The sequence below is a fragment of the Crassaminicella profunda genome (genome assembly GCF_019884785.1).
Lineage (GTDB): Bacteria > Bacillota > Clostridia > Peptostreptococcales > Thermotaleaceae > Crassaminicella > Crassaminicella profunda.
The window spans coordinates 3,856,890-3,877,507 of sequence record NZ_CP082326.1 but is presented as its reverse complement, the minus strand read 5'-3'; the positions used below and the strand labels follow the sequence as shown (position 1 = coordinate 3,877,507).

General features: G+C 31.5%; 18 protein-coding genes. 8 read left to right on the top strand and 10 right to left on the bottom strand.

The features are described from left to right. Positions 1–49: 49 nt before the first annotated feature. Positions 50–220, bottom strand: coding sequence for a DUF362 domain-containing protein (locus K7H06_RS17880; RefSeq protein ID WP_223037370.1), 171 nt, complete (start codon positions 218–220; stop codon positions 50–52). 571 nt (positions 221–791) lie between these two features. Next, a complete protein-coding gene (locus tag K7H06_RS17875) occupies positions 792–3,326 on the bottom strand; it encodes a DEAD/DEAH box helicase family protein (protein WP_223037369.1) in 2,535 nt (844 codons plus the stop codon). Between the two features lie 324 nt (positions 3,327–3,650). Here K7H06_RS17875 and K7H06_RS17870 point away from each other — a divergent pair, with 324 nt between their 5' ends. Then, positions 3,651–3,830, top strand: a complete 180-nt coding sequence (locus K7H06_RS17870) for a hypothetical protein (RefSeq protein WP_223037368.1) — start codon at positions 3,651–3,653, stop codon at positions 3,828–3,830. A gap of 317 nt (positions 3,831–4,147) precedes the next feature. Here K7H06_RS17870 and K7H06_RS17865 read toward each other — a convergent pair whose 3' ends face one another. Continuing rightward, the gene (locus K7H06_RS17865; protein WP_223037367.1) at positions 4,148–4,765 is read right to left on the bottom strand and encodes a protein rhiA; all 618 of its coding nucleotides are present in this window, start codon (positions 4,763–4,765) and stop codon (positions 4,148–4,150) included. Positions 4,766–4,990: 225 nt separating this feature from the next. Between K7H06_RS17865 and K7H06_RS17860 the strand changes: the two genes are divergently transcribed. The 3 genes from K7H06_RS17860 (at position 4,991) to K7H06_RS17850 (ending at position 8,425) form a co-directional block, all read left to right on the top strand. Further along, positions 4,991–5,434, top strand: coding sequence for an NUDIX domain-containing protein (locus K7H06_RS17860; RefSeq protein ID WP_223037366.1), 444 nt, complete (start codon positions 4,991–4,993; stop codon positions 5,432–5,434). A gap of 109 nt (positions 5,435–5,543) precedes the next feature. Then, complete coding sequence (locus K7H06_RS17855) at positions 5,544–6,110, top strand: nitroreductase family protein (protein ID WP_223037365.1); 567 nt, start codon at positions 5,544–5,546, stop codon at positions 6,108–6,110. Positions 6,111–6,301: 191 nt separating this feature from the next. Then, the gene (locus K7H06_RS17850; protein WP_223037364.1) at positions 6,302–8,425 is read left to right on the top strand and encodes a YcdB/YcdC domain-containing protein; all 2,124 of its coding nucleotides are present in this window, start codon (positions 6,302–6,304) and stop codon (positions 8,423–8,425) included. A 214-nt stretch (positions 8,426–8,639) separates the two neighbouring features. Here the strand turns inward: K7H06_RS17850 and K7H06_RS17845 are convergent, their stop codons facing one another. Beyond that, entirely contained in the window at positions 8,640–9,488 is an 849-nt protein-coding gene (locus tag K7H06_RS17845; protein WP_223037363.1) for a VCBS repeat-containing protein, read from the bottom strand. 49 nt (positions 9,489–9,537) lie between these two features. Next, positions 9,538–10,392, bottom strand: a complete 855-nt coding sequence (locus K7H06_RS17840) for a VCBS repeat-containing protein (protein WP_223037362.1) — start codon at positions 10,390–10,392, stop codon at positions 9,538–9,540. Positions 10,393–10,604: 212 nt separating this feature from the next. Between K7H06_RS17840 and K7H06_RS17835 the strand changes: the two genes are divergently transcribed. The 3 genes from K7H06_RS17835 (at position 10,605) to K7H06_RS17825 (ending at position 13,381) form a co-directional block, all read left to right on the top strand. Then, the gene (locus K7H06_RS17835) at positions 10,605–11,555 is read left to right on the top strand and encodes a 3'-5' exoribonuclease YhaM family protein (RefSeq protein WP_223037361.1); all 951 of its coding nucleotides are present in this window, start codon (positions 10,605–10,607) and stop codon (positions 11,553–11,555) included. A 289-nt stretch (positions 11,556–11,844) separates the two neighbouring features. Then, positions 11,845–12,228: an aspartate 1-decarboxylase gene (panD, locus tag K7H06_RS17830; protein ID WP_223037360.1), complete on the top strand. Its 384-nt coding sequence runs from the start codon at positions 11,845–11,847 to the stop codon at positions 12,226–12,228. A 253-nt stretch (positions 12,229–12,481) separates the two neighbouring features. Further along, positions 12,482–13,381, top strand: coding sequence for a M15 family metallopeptidase (locus tag K7H06_RS17825; protein ID WP_223037359.1), 900 nt, complete (start codon positions 12,482–12,484; stop codon positions 13,379–13,381). Positions 13,382–13,392: 11 nt separating this feature from the next. On the opposite strand, the gene K7H06_RS21280 is transcribed toward K7H06_RS17825, so the two are convergent. The 5 genes from K7H06_RS21280 to nuoE all read right to left on the bottom strand — a co-directional run bounded on the left by K7H06_RS21280 (position 13,393) and on the right by nuoE (position 18,779). After that, the gene (locus K7H06_RS21280) at positions 13,393–13,974 is read right to left on the bottom strand and encodes a peroxiredoxin (protein ID WP_246637724.1); all 582 of its coding nucleotides are present in this window, start codon (positions 13,972–13,974) and stop codon (positions 13,393–13,395) included. 349 nt (positions 13,975–14,323) lie between these two features. Continuing rightward, on the bottom strand, positions 14,324–16,072 hold the full coding sequence (locus K7H06_RS17810) for an NADH-dependent [FeFe] hydrogenase, group A6 (RefSeq protein ID WP_223037356.1): 1,749 nt from the start codon (positions 16,070–16,072) through the stop codon (positions 14,324–14,326). Positions 16,073–16,084: 12 nt separating this feature from the next. Further along, entirely contained in the window at positions 16,085–17,878 is a 1,794-nt protein-coding gene (gene nuoF / locus K7H06_RS17805) for an NADH-quinone oxidoreductase subunit NuoF (protein ID WP_223037355.1), read from the bottom strand. A 21-nt stretch (positions 17,879–17,899) separates the two neighbouring features. Beyond that, positions 17,900–18,292, bottom strand: a complete 393-nt coding sequence (locus K7H06_RS17800; RefSeq protein WP_246637569.1) for a (2Fe-2S) ferredoxin domain-containing protein — start codon at positions 18,290–18,292, stop codon at positions 17,900–17,902. After that, positions 18,282–18,779 (bottom strand): NADH-quinone oxidoreductase subunit NuoE, encoded by a 498-nt coding sequence (gene nuoE / locus K7H06_RS17795; protein WP_343216796.1) that lies wholly within the window; start codon positions 18,777–18,779, stop codon positions 18,282–18,284. The genes K7H06_RS17800 and nuoE overlap by 11 nt, the downstream gene beginning before the upstream one ends. A gap of 200 nt (positions 18,780–18,979) precedes the next feature. Between nuoE and K7H06_RS17790 the strand changes: the two genes are divergently transcribed. Then, a complete protein-coding gene (locus tag K7H06_RS17790) occupies positions 18,980–20,551 on the top strand; it encodes an ABC1 kinase family protein (protein WP_246637568.1) in 1,572 nt (523 codons plus the stop codon). The last annotated feature ends 67 nt before the right edge of the window (positions 20,552–20,618 follow it).

Here is a 20,618-nt window from a genome sequence, read left to right as displayed (position 1 = left end):
ATGCCCTCATCCAAAGAATAGGGCATTGTTTTTTTTGTATTGATTTAAATTATTCTGCAACTGGTGCATCTACAGGACAAATATTTGCACAGGCACCACAGTCAATACATGCTCCTGCATCAACTACATATTTGTCATCTCCAGCGCTGATTGCATTTACTGGACATTCTGGTTCACAAGCTCCACAACTAATACAAGCATCTTTAATTACATAAGCCATAATAAAATCCTCCTATAAAATTTATTTTCATTAAGTATTTACGTTATCTTTAACTTGATTATATCGTAACAAAATACAAGAATAGGAACAACAAAAAAATAAAAATAATTGTCTAAAAGTACAGATATATAATGATTATCACTATATAGTCATTGAAAAAAAAAGAGAATGTCTATAAATGTGAGCGTACTTGTTGAGGCAATAGAATGGCAGCTGTCATAGAGTGCAAAATAGATTATAACTATTGTAAGTTGTTAGGTATCAGTTCAATTACCAGGAGCTTAACTGTTACCTAAACATATATTTGAGGAATAGTTGATTTATGTAAAAAAGGAATATTCATAAGAGATCCTCTAACGGAAAATCCATCACCTACGTATTAATACATCGTCTAATATTACGCAACTCTACTCAAACACTATTATTCATGGTCAGCTAACAATCAAATATTCAACTGCTTCATTAAACACATATTTAAACATAAAAAAACTAGAAGCCTATAAACTCCTAGTTTAATCTTTCATTTACACATATCTTAATTATTAAACAACTCATATTGGTTTTAGAATTTCTATTGTTTTTTTTGATAATAAGATTCACAATACATGTTTTCTAAATTTTCTATACTTAGATTATGGTGATTTATTAATTCCTGTACTTTTTCATCACTCATATCTCTAATATCATAATTTTTAAATTCTTTAATATATGCTTTTATATTCTTTTTTAATGTTTTTAGTTTTCCCTTTCTCATTATAAATACTTCATGAGTAAAATCTGCATAATAAGATACCTCTTTTGTTGGGATTATTAAAATCCTTTTTACTTTAGCTTCATTATACTCTTTTTCAAACCATCCACAATGAGTATTCATTTGCCCAACTTCATGTTTTGATATGTCTTTTCTATCAATCTTTACCTCAGTTTTGCATTCAAACATCATATATTCATTATTTTTTACACACCATAAGTTATCTGGACCCTTTCTAATCAATTTATCAGGTCTATGGCTAACAAATCCTAATAAATCTCCAATATTCTTTAAAGCTGATTCAAATTTATCAGCATCTATTCCAAACGATAAATCGTCTAAAATACTATTAACTTGTAAATTAAATTCCGTAAAATCATCAAATTTTAAAATCCACTCTTTTATTCTTTTTATTCTACTTTCATTCATAAACTCAATTTTTTTATAGGATATGCCTTCTTTAGGTTTTAATAATTCTCTATTTTGCATAAATGCCTTCTTCTGTATCTGATTAGATCTTACTTTACTAGTATAATATGTATATCTAGCTAGTTCCTGTAAATACCATCCTTGTTCTAAGTCATCTTTTGTTTTAGTATCAATAATCTTTTGGATTTGATCACATGCATCGTCATAATTACCTATTTCAAAAGCTTTCTCTGCTTTACTTTCTAGTAATAGAATTTCATACATATTATCATCATGTTTTTCATCAACTATATTATCCATTTCTTCTAAATAATAGCTCTTCCACCCTTCATCTCTTTTAAGTGATTGATTTATTAAATCTATGATAATTTGCATAGGTGTTTTATCTTCTTTTGAATCTTCTTTTGTCATTTCAGCTATATCAATACCTATAGCTATTTGTTTCTTTGTTTGAGGAGAAAAATACTTACTCGTGTTAATGCTTTTAGTAAACTTAACCAAATCAGACCCTATTAACAATATAGTACTAAAATCTTTTTCGCCCCTAACACTTCTGCCTAATGCCTGTTCTATTTTTTGTGCCATTCTTATATTAATTATTTCACTACTTGGTCTACACAATTCTTGATATTTGTCAGATAAAGATGTGAAAAATGGTAATGAGTCTATTATTAAGATTCTACATGCATCATCGGGTAAATCAATACCATCATATCTATTGGCAATAATTAATGGTTTGTTCTTAGTACTACTTGATTTTAATTCTAATATATGCTCATATATATCCTCACTCTTAGCTATAATAGCACCATAATTACTATAAGCTTTTGCTTTTTCAAAACTTGGTACAAGTGCTACTATACCAAATTTAGTATCATGTTGTTTTGCAAACGATGCTACTATGCTACCTCTATCACTTTCTTCGTTTATGAGTGAAGGTAATAAAATCATCTTTTCACCTGACCATATACGTGTTCTATCCACTAATGGATGTTTCACAGCATTTATATCAAAATCTAATCCCTTTATAAAAAAAGAATCATTTTGTGTAGTTGCGGACATTAATATTCTATTTTTAGCCAAGTGTAATGTTCCAAACATCCGTATAGGAATATGATATGGCATAATTTCTATTTTTTGTCCATTAACATATGCTTTACAATGACCCAAAATATTCTTTAATAATGGCCACACAAATTTAATACTCTTTAAATCTTTATTGTCAGAAAGTAATTTTAATATTTCACTTTTCTTATTATCCCAAGCCCAATAAGGTATAGGAAGTAATGAATCATAATTTTCATTTTGTATATCTAAGAAGGTTCCTTCCCCTTGTTCTTTCAATTCTTCTTCAAATAAAGCAAGTATAGATTTATACAGTTTATTATTTTTCTCTTTGTCTATGTTAAATGTAAAAGAATTATTTATTGAATCAATACATGCATGAGAATCATCCAAAATTATACAACCAACCTTTGTGGAAGAATTATTTATTCCAAACTTTGATTTTCCAGTAAATACTTTTTGAACATGTGTTATTAAAATGCTTTTTCCTCCAATAAAAGCATCTGGAAGCTCACCATCAGAACCTATACGACAATAGCTAATACCAAATTTAACTGCCTCTTCACATACTTGATTTACGAGATATATATTTGGACACACATATAAACAAGGTCCTTCATTTGAATTTAATTTAGATTGCAAAATCAATAATCCTACAAGTGTTTTTCCTACACCTGTATGAAGTTTTATAATTAAATCTTTTTCATTTTTTTTATGCTCATACCAATTAGACAAAATCTTTTTTTGTTCTGGTCTTAAAGGTCCTGTTCCACTTTTTCTATCAATATTATCATAAATTTCAATAGGATCTATTTTTTTATCTATCTTTTTCTTTTTTAATCTTTTAATAAAATCAACCATTTACTATTCTCCTTCTATTCAATATCAAAATCTATAGAAATAGATTTTGTATTATATTTGTAAAGTATATACATTGCAAATTATATCAAATTAGTTAGAAAAACAATGTCGTTTTTTGTAATAAATTCCAAATTGATATTTGATTATCTTTTCCAACGCAACACAATTATAATTGTGTCGCGTTCATCAAAATCAATCAAATAACTGAAAACACAAGGATAAAAGGTGATTTTACTAATCACCTTTTTATTTTTCACTTTTTCAACACAACTTAATATATAGTATATTTATAATATGTTTCTATGCTAAAAGGGGGTTTTGGAAATGCATATCACAGGATTTTTTCTAGCAATTTTTATTTTTGGATTTTTAGGAGGTCTTTTAGGTGAAGGAGGACTAACTATAGGAGCAATCATAGGCGCTTTATTTATTATTTGCTGCCAGTTGAATGAACTGATCATTGAGGCTAAGAAAGTAAATGAGAAAATAGATCTACATAAGTAATAAGTTGGTACAATGAATACAGTAGAGTTGATGGGAGAAAAGATTTTCATTACATGAGAACGCACAGGAAACGCCTAGATGACTCTTCAAGGGGTTGGGTATAGAAACTATAATTGTCCAATTTTCATCTCCCAAAATGGCCATATGAAAGCTATTTCACCTTCGTAGGAATGGAGACCCACAATATTTTTACATAAATGTAAAGAATCATAAATAGTCTTTAAATACAATATATGAGAAATAACTAAGCCCTAGGATCAACATCCAGGGCTTTTTTTATAAATTATTTTTAGATATAAGGGAGAGATTTGGTTTTCTTATTCATAACTAACGTCTCCCCAAGTATTATCAGAGTTTAAAGTAACTGTTGCATTATATTTATTCGTTGGATAGTTTAATTCAAGAGATGTATTCATTAGTTGCTGTATATCTAAAACTTCACCTTGCTTGAATGTTCCATAAGCTATCCAATACTGTGGTTTTGGCTGAATAGTCAAATTAGCATTAGGTTCAGTTTGCCACACAAAAGTACCAAAACCAGACATACCTATTCCAACTGATGCTTCTCCCCCTGGAATTGAGTTGTTTTCTTCAATGATTAATGATCCAGCTTGAGCTGTAGCAGTCGTTTGCTCACTAAAAACATAACCATATATATTTTTATCTAATACTACTTTGTTATTTACCCATATACCACCGTCTATAGTTTGAGATGCTCTAAAAACAACTCCTGGTTTTAAGATTCCTTCTTCTGACCAAACAAAGCAATAGTCAACATTCCAACAAAATTCCACCATAGTATTTGGGTTAGATCCTTTTGTAAACCAAGCAAGGGGCATAGCTCCCATTTCTTCTAAATCTGCTTGTCTTTGAAAAATGGCTAAATTCCCCTTGAATGTTCCTTCATTTTTAACCTTTAATCTATATGTTTCCATTTTCATTCCTCCTTTAATTTTGATGCATAAACCATTTGTATAGATTTTAACATTTTTTATAAAATATGGATACTACTATATATTTCTATGTACTTTTAATGATGCTACATAATTGTAAAATATTTCATATTGTTATACTATAAAATCATCTTGTATAGGTAAAAATTAGAAATTCAAGACATTTACAGAAATCAAATGATCTTAATTTGAAAGGGGTAAATCTACATGACACAAGATATTGATAATATTTGTCCAGGCGTTGCAATAATTATTTTTGATGAAGATAAAAAAGTTTTATTACAAAAACGGGCAGATGTAGGACTTTGGGGAATCCCTTCTGGACATGTAGAGCCAGGAGAAAGTGTAGTGGCAGCTGCTATTAGAGAAGTAAAAGAAGAAACAGGATTAAATATTTGTATTACTAGATTGATTGGTATTTATTCAGATCCAGAATCTCAAGTTTTTAAGTATCCTAATGGGATTACAACTCATTTTATAACTACCTATTTTGAGGGGGAAGTGGTAGGAGGAAAAATAAATTGTTCTTCTCCTGAAACTCTTGAATTATATTTTTTTGAGATAGATAACTTACCCAAAAATCTTCTACCAATGAATCCTCAATGGTTAAAAGATGCTCTTTGTCAATTTGAAAAGCCTTTTGTTCGTTAAAGAAATTCAGGATGAAGAAGTAGTAAAAAATCTTTAGAAGAAAGTTGAGCATGAATCTTTACATGAATCATAGCTTCTTTGTGCATAATAATCTTGAAGGAGTGATGTTATGCAATTTTATGAGGTAATCAAAAATCGAAAAAGTATAAGATCATTTAAAAACACACCTATTGAAAGAGACAAGTTGGCAAGAATCATTGATGCGGCAATGCGATCACCTTCTTGGAAAAATAATACATCCTATAGATTTATTCTAGTAGATGATCAGGGAGAAAAAGAAAATTTAGCAGCAGCCATCATGAATGATACTGATAAGGCAGCAAACGCTATAAAAGAAGCGCCAATGATTGCGGTCGTTGTAGGAGAACCAGATGATTCAGGAGTGATAAAGGATCAAGAATATTATATGGTAGATGGTGCTATTGCTATGGAGCATTTTGTGCTAGCTGCAACAAATGAAGGATATGGAACCTGTTGGATTGCTTCATTAGATGAAGATACAGTACGAAGGACTCTTAACGTTCCTAATAACTATAGAGTCATTGCTATGACTCCAATAGGAGAAACAGAAGAAAGAAAACAATCTAAATCTAAGAAAGATGTAAGAGAGCATGTATTCTTAAATCAATGGGGTGCGGCGTATACACAAAATGATGGATTTTCTGGAATACACTAAAAGCTAAAGAACAGGATATAAAAGTTTCTGCAAAAATGCAGAAGCTTTTATTTTATTGCAACTAGAAATAAATAAAAGAAAATAGCATAATATTTATAAGAATAGATGAATAATATTTTGGAAAATATGGAACTTTTTCTAAAAACCCTTCGTCTTATAAGATAATGAAAAAAATAATAAGAGGTGATTATATGAAAAAAATGTTAACAATCCTATTAGTGTCGTGTTTACTATTGGGTACACTAATGCCTATAAACGGTTTTGCTCAAAAGGATTTAGGTCTTGAAAAGGCAATAAAGGTGGCAAAGGAAAAGTTTGATATTCCAAAGGTATTTACTGAATTTGATTATAATGTTTATACACGAAATAATAAAAAGGTATGGACAATGACTTGGAGAAACAAGGATCATAAGGATGGAAATATATCTGTTGTTGTCAATAGCGATGGCATGATTATGTCTTATAATTTTTATAAGTACAATCAAGATGGTGAAAAGAAATTGCCTAAATATAGCAAAAACGAAGGAAAAAAAATAGCAGAAAAATTTATCAAAAAAATAGATCCATTACTTTTGAATCAATTAAAATATCAAGAAAATCAGGAGAATAAAATATCCCAAGAATATAGATATGAGTATACACGAATAATCAATGATATTCCATTATATGAAGATGGTGTTCAGGTAGAAGTAAATAGTGAAACAGGAGAAGTATGTAGTTTTTACCGTAATTGGAATAATGGATTTGTATTTCCAAAACCACAAAATTTAATTTCATTACAAGAAGCACAAAAAGCTTTTGAGGAAAAATTAGGATTGGAGCTTATTTATAAGTGTAGATATGATGAAAAAGAAATCCAACCTTATTTAGTTTATGTTAGTAAACATGATGAAAATTGTGCTATTGATGCGGTTACAGGAGAAAAGATAAAAATTGAATATCCTACTCTTTGGGGGAATGGAAGAGAAGAAATGACTAAAGAAGTATCAAGTGATTCTGAGGGTATACAATTAAGCCCTGAAGAGTTAAGGGCAGTAAAAGAAGTTTCAAAGCTTTTATCAAAAGAAAAGGTTGAAAAAATCGCAAGAAATACAGGTATATTAGGGCTAAGTAAGTCTTTTGAATTGTCAAATGCAAGGTTAAATAGAAATTGGCATATGAAAAAAGATTTTACATGGTATCTTGATTTTAAGGAAGAAAAAAATGAAAAGGATAAAAAATTTTATAATGATGTATATGTAGGAATAGATGCAATAACAGGGGAAATCAAAAATTTCTATTTTACAGAGCATTATCAAGACAAGGAAGAGGCAGTGGTATATGATAAAGAAGCTTCAAAAAAAGCAGTTGAAAAATTCTTGAAAGAATTTGTACCAGATAAGTATAAATCTATGGTATATAATACAACTTATGATGATCATTATTTTATAAAAGGACAAAAAAAGCCACTATCTTATACTTTTACATATACAAGAATGGTAGAGGGTATTCCTTTTAGAGATAATTATATTAAAGTTCGATACAATACAGTAACTGGAAAAATAACAAGTTTTAATATAGAGTGGTTTGATATCCATTTTCCATCATCAAACAATGTAGCAGGTATAGAGAAAGCATATGAAAAAATGTTCCAAGATATAGGCTTAGAGCTTCAATATAAGCGTAGCTGTAAAGATAGTAGTTTACCTTATGATGAAAAAAATCAAGAGATTAAGTTAGTATATGCTGTGAAAGCTAAAAAACCGATTATATTTGATGGAAATACTTGTGAAATATTAAATTATGATGGAACACCTTATAAAGAAGAGAAGGATATTGCTTATACAGATATCAAAGGGCATCATGCTGAGAAAGAAATACAAGCATTAGCGGATAGTGGAATAGGCTTTGAAGAAGAAACATTTAGACCTGATGAAAAAGTTATCCAACAAGACTTTTTTAGGTTATTTGTAAAGACACTAAACTATTATGGTGTTAATGGAGAAGATGAAAAATCAATCAAAGAAATGTATGAGTATCTTATAAGAGAAGGAATAATAAAAGAAAATGAAAAAGCATTAAATGATTTTGTGACAAAAGAAGATGCTGTAAAATATATGATTAGAGCTTTAAAATATGATGAAGTAGCAAAAATAAAAGGAATATACAAGTATCCTTTTAATGATATAGAAAAAGCAGATGAAAATCTTGTTGGACATATTACATTAGCTTATGGATTAGGAATTATAAAGGGAAATGATGAAGTATTTGAACCAAAAAAAGAAATATCAAGAGCAGATATAGCTAAAATGATTTTTAATTATTTAAACAGATAAAAATATAGATTTACAATATTTATAGATAAATTGAATAATTAAAATAAAAATGGTAAGAGTTGAAATCCTTACCATTTTTATGGATACAATATTGTATTATACTTGATTTGTCCAATAAACTAGAATAGATATATTCATAAAAAGATCTCAATAGATTATTTTATATATTGGGATCTTTTTATTTATTTTGAAGTATATAGCAACTAAGCGTGTATTACTTTATTAGATAATTAGAATATTGCAATTCTTCTATTTTCCAATCTCCGTTTTCATATTTTAAAATGGAATCAATAAAAGAAAGCGTATCTGCATTCCAGACTCCTACGATTCTTTGAGAACCTTTTAGATCATAGACTCCATCACAATTATAATCTCTAGGTTCTAAAAAACTAAATGGACCCATATAGGGTGCTGTTTCTTCTAATAGTTTTCCAGATTGATCATAAATACCTAATTCAATATACTTATCTTTGTTAACACTTAAATCTAATAGGAATTTTTTATTCATATTTTTTATGGTCATATCTGCTTTGAATCCATCTATATATTTTCCTTCGATTTTTATTCCTTCATTATCTTTTTCATCAAAGACAACCGCTGGTTTGTTATCTTTAAAGCTTGCAATTATATAGTTTGTAAAGCCACCGCTACCACCAGTAGCTGCTTCTACCATCACATCTTTGATTTTATCCCCAGTAAAATCTCCGATGAAGAGAGGTGTGTCATCTATGTAGCCACAGAAGCCTTCATAGGTTGCTTTTGAGTATTTTTTTGTTTTTCCATCTTGAACTACAATATTTAGATTATCAGCAAAGATTTGACTTACATCGTGAGTTCCCACTAACATTACTTTGTCCTTTATAGTATCACCTGTTACATCTACTTCTTTGTAATCAAGGATGTAAGCTGTATCTCCCATATTAAGCTCGGATACGGTAAATTTTTCTCCAACTTTAAAAGTATTTGAAGCAGCCTTTGCTTGTAAGGCATGAAATGAACCAAATGCTAAAAAACTACTTAGTAATAATGCAGATGATATTTTTAACCAATTTCTTTTTTTCATGGTAATTCCCTCCTAATGTGTTTTGAAGTAGATACTAATTAGTAGAACATTATTTTACTAGATAAGTAGAATATTGTAATTCTTGTACTTTCCAATTACTGTTTTCATATTTGAAAATAGAATCAATAAAAGAAAGCGTATCTGCATTGCAGGTTCCGGCAATTCTTTGACCACCTTTTAGTTCATAGATTCCATCGCAATTATAATCTATAGGCTTTAAAAGACTAAATGGTCCCATAAAAGGTTCTGTTTTTTCTAATAGTTTTCCAGATTTATCATAAATCCCTGATTCAATATAATTTTCTTTATTAGCACTTAAGTCTAATAAGATCTTTTTATCTATATTTTTTATTGTTATATCTGCTTTAAATCCATCTATATATTTTCCTTCGATTTCTATCCCTTTATTATCTTTTTCATCAAAGATGATCTCAGGCTTGTTATCTTTAAAGGTTACAATCATATGATTTGTAATACCACCGCTACCACCAGTAGCTGCTGTTACCATCACGTCTTTCACTTGATCTCCTGTAAAATCGCCTATGAATAAAGGTTTGTCATCTATATAGCCACAGAAACCTTCATAGGTTGCTTTTGAATATTTTTTTGTCTTTCCATCTTGAACTACAACGGTTAAAGGATCAACAAAAATCTCTTCTGGACTAAATTCTTTACTTCCTACTAATATTACTTTATCTTTTGTAGTATCTCCTGTTACATCTGCTTCTTTGTAATCAATGATATAGGCTTTATTTCCCATATTAAGTTCGGATATTGTAAACTTTTCTCCAACTTTAAAAGTATTTGAAGCAGCTTTTGCTTGTAATGCGTGAAATGAACCAAAAGCTAAAAAACTGCTTAGCAATAGTGCTGATGATACTTTTAACCAATTTCTTTTTTTCATTATAATTCCCTCCTAATGTGTTTTGCTATCTCTATTTTATAAAATCACCTAGCATAAGGGGTTACAAAATAGTTACAAAAGCAGATATAAATGGTTACAAAATGGTGACAAGGATGAATAACTTAGGGGGATTTAATTATGATATAAATATTGGAAAAACAGATGAAAAGTTATAAAATAATATAGAAAGCGTATTTGAGGAGGAAGAAGATATGGTTGAAGAAAAAAGTATCCAAGAATTTAAAAGTGGAGATGAAATACAAGGCTTTTTTATCATAAAAAAGATAGAAATGAAATTATCTACAAATAATAAAAACTTCTTAGATCTAACAGTATCAGACAAAACAGGAGAAATAAATGGAAAAGTATGGGGTTGTCAAGAAGGGCAGGACAAAGATTTTCCTACGGGAAGTTTGATAAAAGTACGAGGAAATATAACGGAGTGGAAGGGAAAATTACAATTAAAAATTAATCTAATGCGGTTAGTAAATGAAGATGATGGTAAAAATATTGAAGACTATATACAAGGGGCACCCATCAAGCCAGAAGAAATGTTTGATGAGATTTATGAATATGTGCAAAAGATTAAAAATAAGGATATAAAAAACATTGTGGAAAAAATTATACTCGAGTCAAAAGAAAAACTAATGTATTATCCAGCAGCAAAATCACTACATCATGCCATTCGGTCAGGGCTTATGTATCATATCCTTAGAATGTTAAGAACAGGAGAAAAATTGAGTGAAGTATATGCAAATGTAAATAAGGATTTACTCTTTGCAGGCATTTTACTTCATGATATAGAAAAGTTAGAAGAATTAAATTCAGATGAACTAGGGATTGCAGAGTATAGTAAAGAAGGCCAGCTCCTTGGACATATTAGTATGGGGATGAATAAAATAAGTCAGGTGGGACAAGAATTAGGTGCTAATGAGGAAATTATTATGATTCTTAAACATATGGTACTTAGTCATCATTATGAGCCTGAATTTGGAAGTCCTAAAAAACCTATGATTCCAGAGGGAGAACTTCTTCATTATATTGATATGATTGATGCTAGGATGTATGATATGGAAGATCATTTGAAAAATATAGAACCGGGAGAATTTACAGCTCCTATATGGTCATTAGAGAATAGAAGATTATACAAAACATCATTTTAAGAGAAATAAACTTGATTGTTTGTATTTATAAATATAGTATGTTAAAATAAATTTGGTTGATATCAAAAGAGTCAAACCTAAATATGTTATAAAAAAGAATAATATGCATCACAAGAATTCTGCGCTGATCCTTTGGACAGAGACTGAAGAGGCTGTGAATGGGGAAGTATATTTAAAAACTTTATGGATTTTTATATAGTTTTTTAATGATATTAAATAAGTATACCCTTTCTATGCCGAGCGAGTCTCGGTCATAGGAAGGGTATTTTTAATGGAGGAGGACATACAAATGATGCTCAATATGTTTAAAGGGAAAATTCATAGAGCTACCGTAACAGAAGCAAATTTGAACTATGTAGGAAGTATTACTATTGATCAAACTTTAATGGATGCTGCAGGGATTTTACCAGGAGAGAGAGTTCAAATTGTTAATAATTGTAATGGTGCAAGACTTGAAACCTATGTGATTGAAGGAGAACCTAATAGTGGCGTGATCTGTTTAAATGGTGCTGCCGCTAGACTTGTACAACCAGGGGATACAGTTATTATTATTTCCTATTGTTGGATAGATGAGAACGAGGGGAGAAGCTTTAAGCCTAAGGTAGTTTTTGTGGACGAAAAAAATCAAATCATTGAAAAAACAGATAAGGAAGTGCATGGAGATATAAAATAAGGTTAAGACAAAGTTTTTCTTGAACAAGGAAAACTTTGTTTTTTATTATATCCATTTAGTGTCTTCACTTGAAGTTTCCATATTTTGATTTAGTAAAACGAATTTACTTGGATATAGTACATATATAAAAGTAGGATACAGAATGAAGAAAAAAATCTATATTCTTCCTTGATGTATGGTATAATCTTCATGCGATTCAGCTTTGTTGAATGAGTTTGCTTTATACATATAAAATGAGGAATAGAGGGAATAAATGAAGAGGTTAAATGGAATTTTAAAAATATTAATGATTAATGTTCTCGTTTTTTTTATGATGAGTAGTTTAACTATTGCTCAAGAAGTAGAACAAAAAGCTTTTAGAGCAGAAAAATATTCTTTAGAGCAAACTACTTATATAGAAAATCATGGATACATTATACAAAATGTTGATGATTTACTTGTTTTGGTGAATAAAAATAGAAATTTACCATCTAATTATGTACCAAAGGATCTCGTTGTACCAAAGGTATGTTTTCCGTTTAAAGGGAAATATCCTAAAAAGCAAATGAGAAAGGAAGCCGCTTTTGCGCTAGAGGAATTATTTAAAGCTGCTGAAAATGAAAATATCTATATTTATGCATTGTCTGGATATAGATCTTATAACAGACAAAAAAATATTTTTAATTATAAAGTTAGAACGATAGGGAAAGAAGTAACCACACAAATTAGTGCATATCCAGGGCAAAGTGAGCATCAAACGGGTCTAGCTATGGATGTTACAAGTAAAAGTGTAAGGTTTAGATTGGTTGAAGGATTTGAAAATACAAAAGAAGGCAAGTGGTTAAAAGAAAATTGTCACCAATATGGTTTTATCATAAGATATCCTAAAGAAAAAGAAGATATTACAGGGTATAGCTATGAACCTTGGCATATAAGATATGTAGGAAAAGAAGGAGCAGCATATATTGTTGCTAATAACATTACATTAGAAGAGTTTTTTGAGCAATTTTCAAAAGAAAATAGGAGCGCATCATTTATTGAAAATAGTCAAGAAGAAGTTACAATAAATCAAGAGGAATATATAAACAATCAAAAAGAATGTATAACAAATCAAGAAGAATTGATGATGGATATGCAAAAGGTACAGTTACTATTTTTCACTATACCTTTTTAATGAAATATTTTTTAGTATTTTCCCACATACTCCCATCCCATTTTTATGCCAGGATCTCCTGGATTCCAGCCTGCTGGAACTCCTAGACCTGTCTTTCTATTATACTGAAGACCTTGTATAATCCTTATAATCTCATCTATATTTCTCCCTACAGGTTGAGGATTAATGAGAATTCCTTGAATGGTTCCTTCTGGGTCTATGATAAAAGCACCTCTATAGGCAAATCCACCCTTTTCGTTTAAGATGCCATATCTTTTGGTAACCATTTGCGTTCGGTCGGATAAAAGAGGATAGTTAATTTTTTTACCCGATGGAGAAGTTTCTGTAAATATTTTATGAGAATAAATACTATCTGTACTAATAGCTAATACTTCTGTGTTCAAATCTTTAAACTTCTGATATCTGTCAGCAACTGCTGCAAGTTCAGTAGGTCAAACGAAGGTAAAGTCAGAACCGTAGAAGAATAAAAGAACCCACTTTCCTTTGTAATCACTAAGGGAAACTTTTTTAGGTTGTTTATTTACAATGCCTTCTAGGGTGAAATCAGGAGCAGGTTCTCCAAGGTCAAAATAATCATAAGGATCTTTTTTCATTGATATGAAAGGATTATTTTCTGTTTGTTGGGGGGAACTTCTATACTTTGGTAAAGAATAGCCATATGGATAGAAAAATGGATTTAGCATATTTAATCTCCTTTCGTGTTGCTTTTATTATCATAAAAACATTCAATACATAATATGTTATATATGATTATTTTGTTATTTTTTAGATGAAAAGGAATTTTTATTTTTATAAGATTTTATGAAGAAATAGATATCAATTTCTTATAAAAAGAAATGTATAAAATAAATCATGATGATATAAATAAAAACTCTCCTTATAGTAAACAGTTATACTATTTAACTGTCTACCATAAGGAGAGCATATCAATTAAGGAGTTTTTTATATTCTATCTCTTGCTTCATAGTGGGTATGAAGGAGCTCGTGAGCTTTTTCTCCATAAGGTTTTCCAAGATATTCTTTGTATAGTTTTAATATTTCTGGATTTTCATGAGATTTTCTCAAAGTTTTGTTTCGGTCTTCATTGTAAATAGCCTGCTGGCGTTTTTTCACAACTTCTTCATTGCCATGATGATAAGGCTGTCCCCCTCCACCAATACAACCACCAGGACATGCCATGATTTCGATGGCGTGATATTGGCTTTTGCCATCTCGTATATCTTCAAGGAGTCGTCTTGCATTTCCTAGACCATGGGCGATGCCTATTTTTACATCCATATCCTTTATTTTTACTGTTCCTTCTCGAATTCCTTCCATCCCTCTTAATTGAGTGAATTCAACATTTTTTAGTTCTTCTCCTGTCATCCATTCATAAGCTGTACGTAAAGCTGCTTCAATAACTCCTCCTGTTGTACCGAAGATGACAGAAGCACCTGTACTTTCTCCTAAAGGATTGTCAAAGTCACTTTCAGGTAGGTTTTTAAAATCAATACCTGCTTCTTTGAGCATGGCACCAAATTCACGAGTCGTGACAACAATATCCACATTGTTATGATGATCTTTTGTAAGCTCAGGTCTTGCTGCTTCTGCTTTTTTTGCAATACAGGGCATGATGGAAACTACTACGATTTTATCTGGGTCAATTCCTAACTTGTCAGCATAATAAGTTTTTGCAATTGTACCAAACATAATATGAGGAGATTTACAGGTAGATGGAATATCTAACATTTCTGGGAATTGATGTTCGATAAATTTTACCCATGCAGGACAACAGCTAGTAAGCATAGGAAGTGTTCCACCGTGTTCTACACGATGAATAAATTCGGATGCTTCTTCCATGATTGTCAAATCAGCTGCAAAATCTGTATCAAAAACAGCATCAAATCCCATACGTCTTAGAGCTGTTGCCAATTGACCTGTTACAATGGTGCCAGGTTCCATACCAAAAAGTTCACCAATGGCAACACGAATAGCAGGAGCTACTTGGACTACTACATGTTTATTAGGATTACTTAAAGCTTCCCATACTCTATGTGTATGATTTACTTCAGTTAATGCTGCTGTAGGGCATACGGCTACGCATTGGCCACAGTAAGTACAAGAAGATTCTACCATAGGAATATTAAAAGCAGGACCTACAACAGTTCCAAATCCACGACCTAAGGCAGAGAGGATTCCGCAGGTTTGTACTTCGTTGCACATGGTTTCACAGCGGCGACACATGATACATTTGTTAGGATCTTTTACGATGGCATCACTGGAGAAATCTTTTTCATAGTGCATTTTTTCACCTTGCCATTTGATTTCATGTATACCAAGTTCTTTTGCTAATGCTTGTAGTTCACAGTCTAAGTTTTTGGGGCAGGTAAAGCATTCATTTGGATGATTGGATAAAAGCAATTCTACAGCGATTCTACGTGCATTGATGGCACGAAGGGAATCGGTTCGGATGATCATGCCCTCATCTACCTGAGTTACACATGCAGGGACTAAAGAATTACGTCCCTTCAACTCTACTGTACAGACACGACAAGATGCAGTTTTATTTACAAGTTTTAAATCATGCAAATCAAGATGGCATAAAGTTGGAATTCTTATGTTTGCACGATTTGCAGCCTCTAATATAGTAATTTTTTCAGGAACTTGCATTTCTTGATCGTTTATGGTTATATGAACTAGTTTTTCAGACATATTCTCACCTCACTATGGTTTGATTACGGCATTGAATTTACATGCAGTAAAGCATGCACCACATTTGATACATTTGCTTTGATCGATTACATGGGTTTCTTTTACTTTTCCACTAATACAATCTACTGGACATACTTTTGCACAGGCAGTACATCCTACACAATTTTCTGGATCGATGCTGTATTTTGCAAGAGCTTTGCATTCACCAGTTGGACAATGTTTATCCTTAATATGTGCGATATATTCATCTCCAAAATATTTAATGGTACTTAAAACTGGATTTGGAGCAGTTTGGCCTAGTCCACAAAGAGAACCATCTTTGACCATGTAGGCTAATTGTTTTAAAGCATCTAAATCTTCCATGGTAGCTTTTCCATCTGTAATCTTTTTAAGGAATTCATAAAGTCTTTTTGTACCAATACGGCATGGGGTACATCTTCCACAGGATTCATCCATTGTAAATTCTAAATAAAATTTTGAGATATTTACCATACAATTGGTTTCATCCATAACGATCATACCACCAGATCCCATCATAGAACCGATTTCCATAAGATGTTCGTAATCAATAGGTGTATCAAGATCCTTTTCCGTAATGACGCCGCCAGATGGGCCACCTGTTTGAACGGCTTTGAATTTATGCCCCCCTAATATGCCGCCACCTATATCGTATATAATTTCACGTAGCGTTGTTCCCATAGGAACTTCTACAAGACCTACATTATTTACTTTACCTGCAAGGGCAAAAACTTTTGTTCCTTTGCTCTTTTCAGTACCAATAGATGAAAACCATTCAGAACCCTTTAGGATGATAGGAGGAATATTTGCAAAGGTCTCCACATTGTTTACGCAGGTCGGTCTGTCCCAATAACCTTTTTGGGCAGGATAAGGCGGTTTATTTCTTGGTTCACCTCTTTTTCCTTCAACAGAGTTGATAAGAGCTGTTTCTTCTCCGCAAACGAAAGCACCAGCACCATATTTCAATCGAATATCAAAGCTAAAATCTGACCCAAAGATATTTTCACCTAAAAGACCAAGTTTACGAGCTTCACTAATAGCAATATTAAGTCGCTCAATAGCAAGGGGATATTCGGCACGAATATAGACAATCCCCTCTTGTGCACCAATAGCGTATCCTCCGATTACCATGGCCTCAATAACACTGTGGGGGTCTCCTTCTAAGATACTTCTATCCATAAATGCTCCTGGATCACCTTCGTCTGCATTGCAGATCATATATTTGGTGGTTCCTTCAGATTTTCTTGTATATTCCCATTTAAGACCTGTAGGAAAGCCTCCACCTCCTCGACCGCGAAGGCCTGCTTTTTTTACCGTTTCGATAACCTCCATAGGACTCATGGAAGTAAGGACTTTTCCAAGAGCTTCGTAGCCCTCAAAGGCAATATACTCATAAATATCTTCTGGATTGATGAGTCCACAGTTTCTTAAGGCAATACGAAGCTGTTTTTTGTAAAAAGGCATTTTTTTATGTTGTTCAATTCTTTCACGTTTTATAGGTTCTTGATACAAAAGCCTTTCGACTTTTCTACCTTTGATGATATGTTCTTTAACAATTTCTTCTACATCTTTTGGATGAACTCTTACATAAAAGATATTATCAGGTTCGATTTTTACAATAGGACCTTGTTCGCAGAATCCAAAACAACCTGTTTTAACGATTTGTATTTCTTCGCTATATCCATGTTCTTTGATAAGTTTTTCAAAACTTTGGATTACTTCATTGCTGTCACTAGCCATACAACCTGTACCGCCACAGACCATTACATTCATCCTAAATGAACTCATATTTTCCCTCCTTACGTAAGTTTATGCTCTATCAAAGGTATCCTCGATGATAGATTCTTTTAAAGGTTCTCCGTTTTTTATATGTTTTTTAACGATTTCACGGCCTTTTTCATCGTCTACTTTTCCATAGAGAATAGGCTTTTGACCAGGAACATTGATCTGAACAATGGGTTCGCTGTGACAATGACCAATACAGCCTACTTGGATGACCTTTACATTTTCAATATGTTCTTTGGAGATTTCATCTACAATGGCATTAAGTGTTTCCCGAGCACCTGATGCAATACCGCAGGTGGCCATGCCTACTAATACTTCTACTTGGTCTCCTGAAACTTCTCCGTGTTCTCTTAAATTTACTTTTTTCATAGATTTTTCTCTGATTTTTTTTAATTCTTCTATAGATTTAATTTGCACTACTGACCCTCCTATCACGATACGTATTAATGATTTCATCTAAATCTTCTTCTTTTACGCGACCGTATACTTTTTCATCAACCATAACAACAGGGGCAAGTCCACAAGCACCTATACAGCGAACTTCTCTTAAGGTAAAAAGTCCATCTTTTGTTGTTTCGCCTGAATTGATATGGAGGCTTTCTTTTAGTTTTCCGATAATTTTATCTGCGCCTTTTACAAAACAAGCTGTGCCCATACAGACACTGATGGTGTGTTTTCCTTGTGGTTTTGTTGTGAAGTAGGAGTAAAAGCTTACGACTCCAAAAACTTCGGCGCCAGGGATTCCTAGTTTCCTTGCAACAAAAAGTTGTACATCTCTTGGGAGATACCCAAATATGTCTTGTGCTTTGTGAAGAATTTCAATTAAAGCACCTTTTGTTGATGTAAGACTGTCAATGTATTTTTCTAATTCATCAAATTTTTCTTTTGGCAAATTATTTGACAACCTATTCACCTTCCTTTCACAAGCTTTTTAAATAATTCATTGTTTAATTTTCCCTAATAGAGTGGTGTTAATGCATTTTTAATCAGATAAATTCAGTTTGTGAAAAGTAAGCTTTTAGGTGGTTGACTAGAGAAGGATATGTTGGTTACAATATAGCTAAGACTATTCTGAAAAAAAGAGGCTTGTAGGATATGGGGTATATGAACGAAAAAAAAAGAATTAAAGAGATTATTTCTGTTTTTGTAAAGCATGGCATAAAAAAGGGGATCATGAATCCAGAAAATGCAAGAGCTGCCCTTGAAGAATTAGGGCCTACCTTTGTGAAAATAGGACAAATACTTTCTACTCGACCGGATATTTTACCTGATGAATATATTGCTGAGTTTGAAAAATTACAGGACGGTGTAAAACCAGAAAAATATGAAGACATCAAAAATATTGTTGAAAAGGAATTAGGGGATTCCATAGAAAATATATTTTCTGATTTTAAAAAATATCCTATTGCATCGGCTTCTATGGCACAAGTTCACTTGGCTTGTACAAAAAATGGAGAAGAAGTGGTAGTGAAAATTCAGCGGCCCTATGTAAAAGAAACCATGCTAAGTGATATTGACTTGTTAAAAAGACTTACTAGAATTGGAAAACTTGTTCCTCAAAAGAGTGTAGTAGATTTTAAAGAAGTAGTAGATGAAATAGGAAAAACCATGGAAAAAGAATTAGATTTCTTAAATGAAGCAAAAAATATTGAAACGTTTTATCAAAATAATAAAAAAATACAGTATGTAGTTTGTCCTAAAGTGTATAAGGAATATACTACTTCTAATTTATTAACGATGGAATATATAAAAGGAATAAAAATAAATAATATTGATGCTCTAAAGAATGAAGGGTATCCCCTTAAGGATATAGCCAAAAAGCTTATGAGTAATTATGTAAAACAAATATTTAAAGATGGCTTTTTTCATGCAGATCCCCATCCAGGGAATCTACTCATTCATGATAAAAAGATTGCTTATATTGATTTTGGTATGATGGGTGTTTTAGATAAAAGTACGAGAAATAAATTGAATGACCTCTTATATGCGGCAGCAACAAGGGATATAGAGGCTTTAACGCAAGCAGTTTTAAGAATGGGGATAAAAAAAGGAAAAGTGAATATAAGAAATCTCTATTCTGATATTGAAGAAGTTTATAATAAATATGTTAGGGAAAGTCTTCAAAATATAGATTTGCCCCAGTTTGTAGATGAAATGTTTCAAGTGAGTAAGAAAAATAATCTTGCCATGCCAAATAATATGACTTTGTTTTTAAAAGGAATTATGACAATAGAAGGGGTTGTGGCAAAACTTGATCCAGATATGAGTATGATGGAGGTAGCTGTACCCTATATTAGAGAACATATCCTATTAAAGAAAAATTATAAACAGGATATTATTGATCAAATAGAGAATATCTATCAACTATCAAAATATGGTTTAAAAATTCCTATTAAAACTTTGGAGTTGATGAACAGTGCTTTAGCAGGAAAGCTAAAGGTCCAAATAGAGCATAAAAATTTAGAAGAGAGTATCCATCAGTTAAATAAAATGACCAATAGGATTGTTTTTTCCTTGATTATTTCTTCTATCGTTGTGGGTTCATCTTTGGTGATTAATGCAAATGTAGGTCCTAAAATTTATGGCATGTCTTTTTTTGGCCTTGTTGGATATTTGAGTGCGGCAGTTATGGGGCTATGGCTTTTGATTTTGATCCTTAGGAATGAGAAAATGTGATGATTTCCAATATATACAAGATTTATGCGCTTGTAATTTTAGTGTGTATATGATATATTATTATATG

What these genes read in the sequence shown, in the direction of transcription:
- K7H06_RS17875 (WP_223037369.1), bottom strand. Translation starts at nt 3,326, where the DNA reads ATGGTTGATTTTATTAAAAGATTAAAAAAGAAAAAGATAGATAAAAAA.
- K7H06_RS17825 (WP_223037359.1), top strand. Translation starts at nt 12,482, where the DNA reads ATGAAGAGGTTAAATGGAATTTTAAAAATATTAATGATTAATGTTCTC.
- K7H06_RS17880 (WP_223037370.1), bottom strand. Translation starts at nt 220, where the DNA reads ATGGCTTATGTAATTAAAGATGCTTGTATTAGTTGTGGAGCTTGTGAA.
- K7H06_RS17850 (WP_223037364.1), top strand. Translation starts at nt 6,302, where the DNA reads ATGAAAAAAATGTTAACAATCCTATTAGTGTCGTGTTTACTATTGGGT.
- K7H06_RS17845 (WP_223037363.1), bottom strand. Translation starts at nt 9,488, where the DNA reads ATGAAAAAAAGAAATTGGTTAAAAATATCATCTGCATTATTACTAAGT.
- K7H06_RS17840 (WP_223037362.1), bottom strand. Translation starts at nt 10,392, where the DNA reads ATGAAAAAAAGAAATTGGTTAAAAGTATCATCAGCACTATTGCTAAGC.
- K7H06_RS17835 (WP_223037361.1), top strand. Translation starts at nt 10,605, where the DNA reads ATGGTTGAAGAAAAAAGTATCCAAGAATTTAAAAGTGGAGATGAAATA.
- nuoF (WP_223037355.1), bottom strand. Translation starts at nt 17,878, where the DNA reads ATGAGTTCATTTAGGATGAATGTAATGGTCTGTGGCGGTACAGGTTGT.
- K7H06_RS17860 (WP_223037366.1), top strand. Translation starts at nt 4,991, where the DNA reads ATGACACAAGATATTGATAATATTTGTCCAGGCGTTGCAATAATTATT.
- K7H06_RS17870 (WP_223037368.1), top strand. Translation starts at nt 3,651, where the DNA reads ATGCATATCACAGGATTTTTTCTAGCAATTTTTATTTTTGGATTTTTA.
- panD (WP_223037360.1), top strand. Translation starts at nt 11,845, where the DNA reads ATGATGCTCAATATGTTTAAAGGGAAAATTCATAGAGCTACCGTAACA.
- K7H06_RS17865 (WP_223037367.1), bottom strand. Translation starts at nt 4,765, where the DNA reads ATGGAAACATATAGATTAAAGGTTAAAAATGAAGGAACATTCAAGGGG.
- K7H06_RS17810 (WP_223037356.1), bottom strand. Translation starts at nt 16,072, where the DNA reads ATGTCTGAAAAACTAGTTCATATAACCATAAACGATCAAGAAATGCAA.
- K7H06_RS17790 (WP_246637568.1), top strand. Translation starts at nt 18,980, where the DNA reads ATGAACGAAAAAAAAAGAATTAAAGAGATTATTTCTGTTTTTGTAAAG.
- K7H06_RS17855 (WP_223037365.1), top strand. Translation starts at nt 5,544, where the DNA reads ATGCAATTTTATGAGGTAATCAAAAATCGAAAAAGTATAAGATCATTT.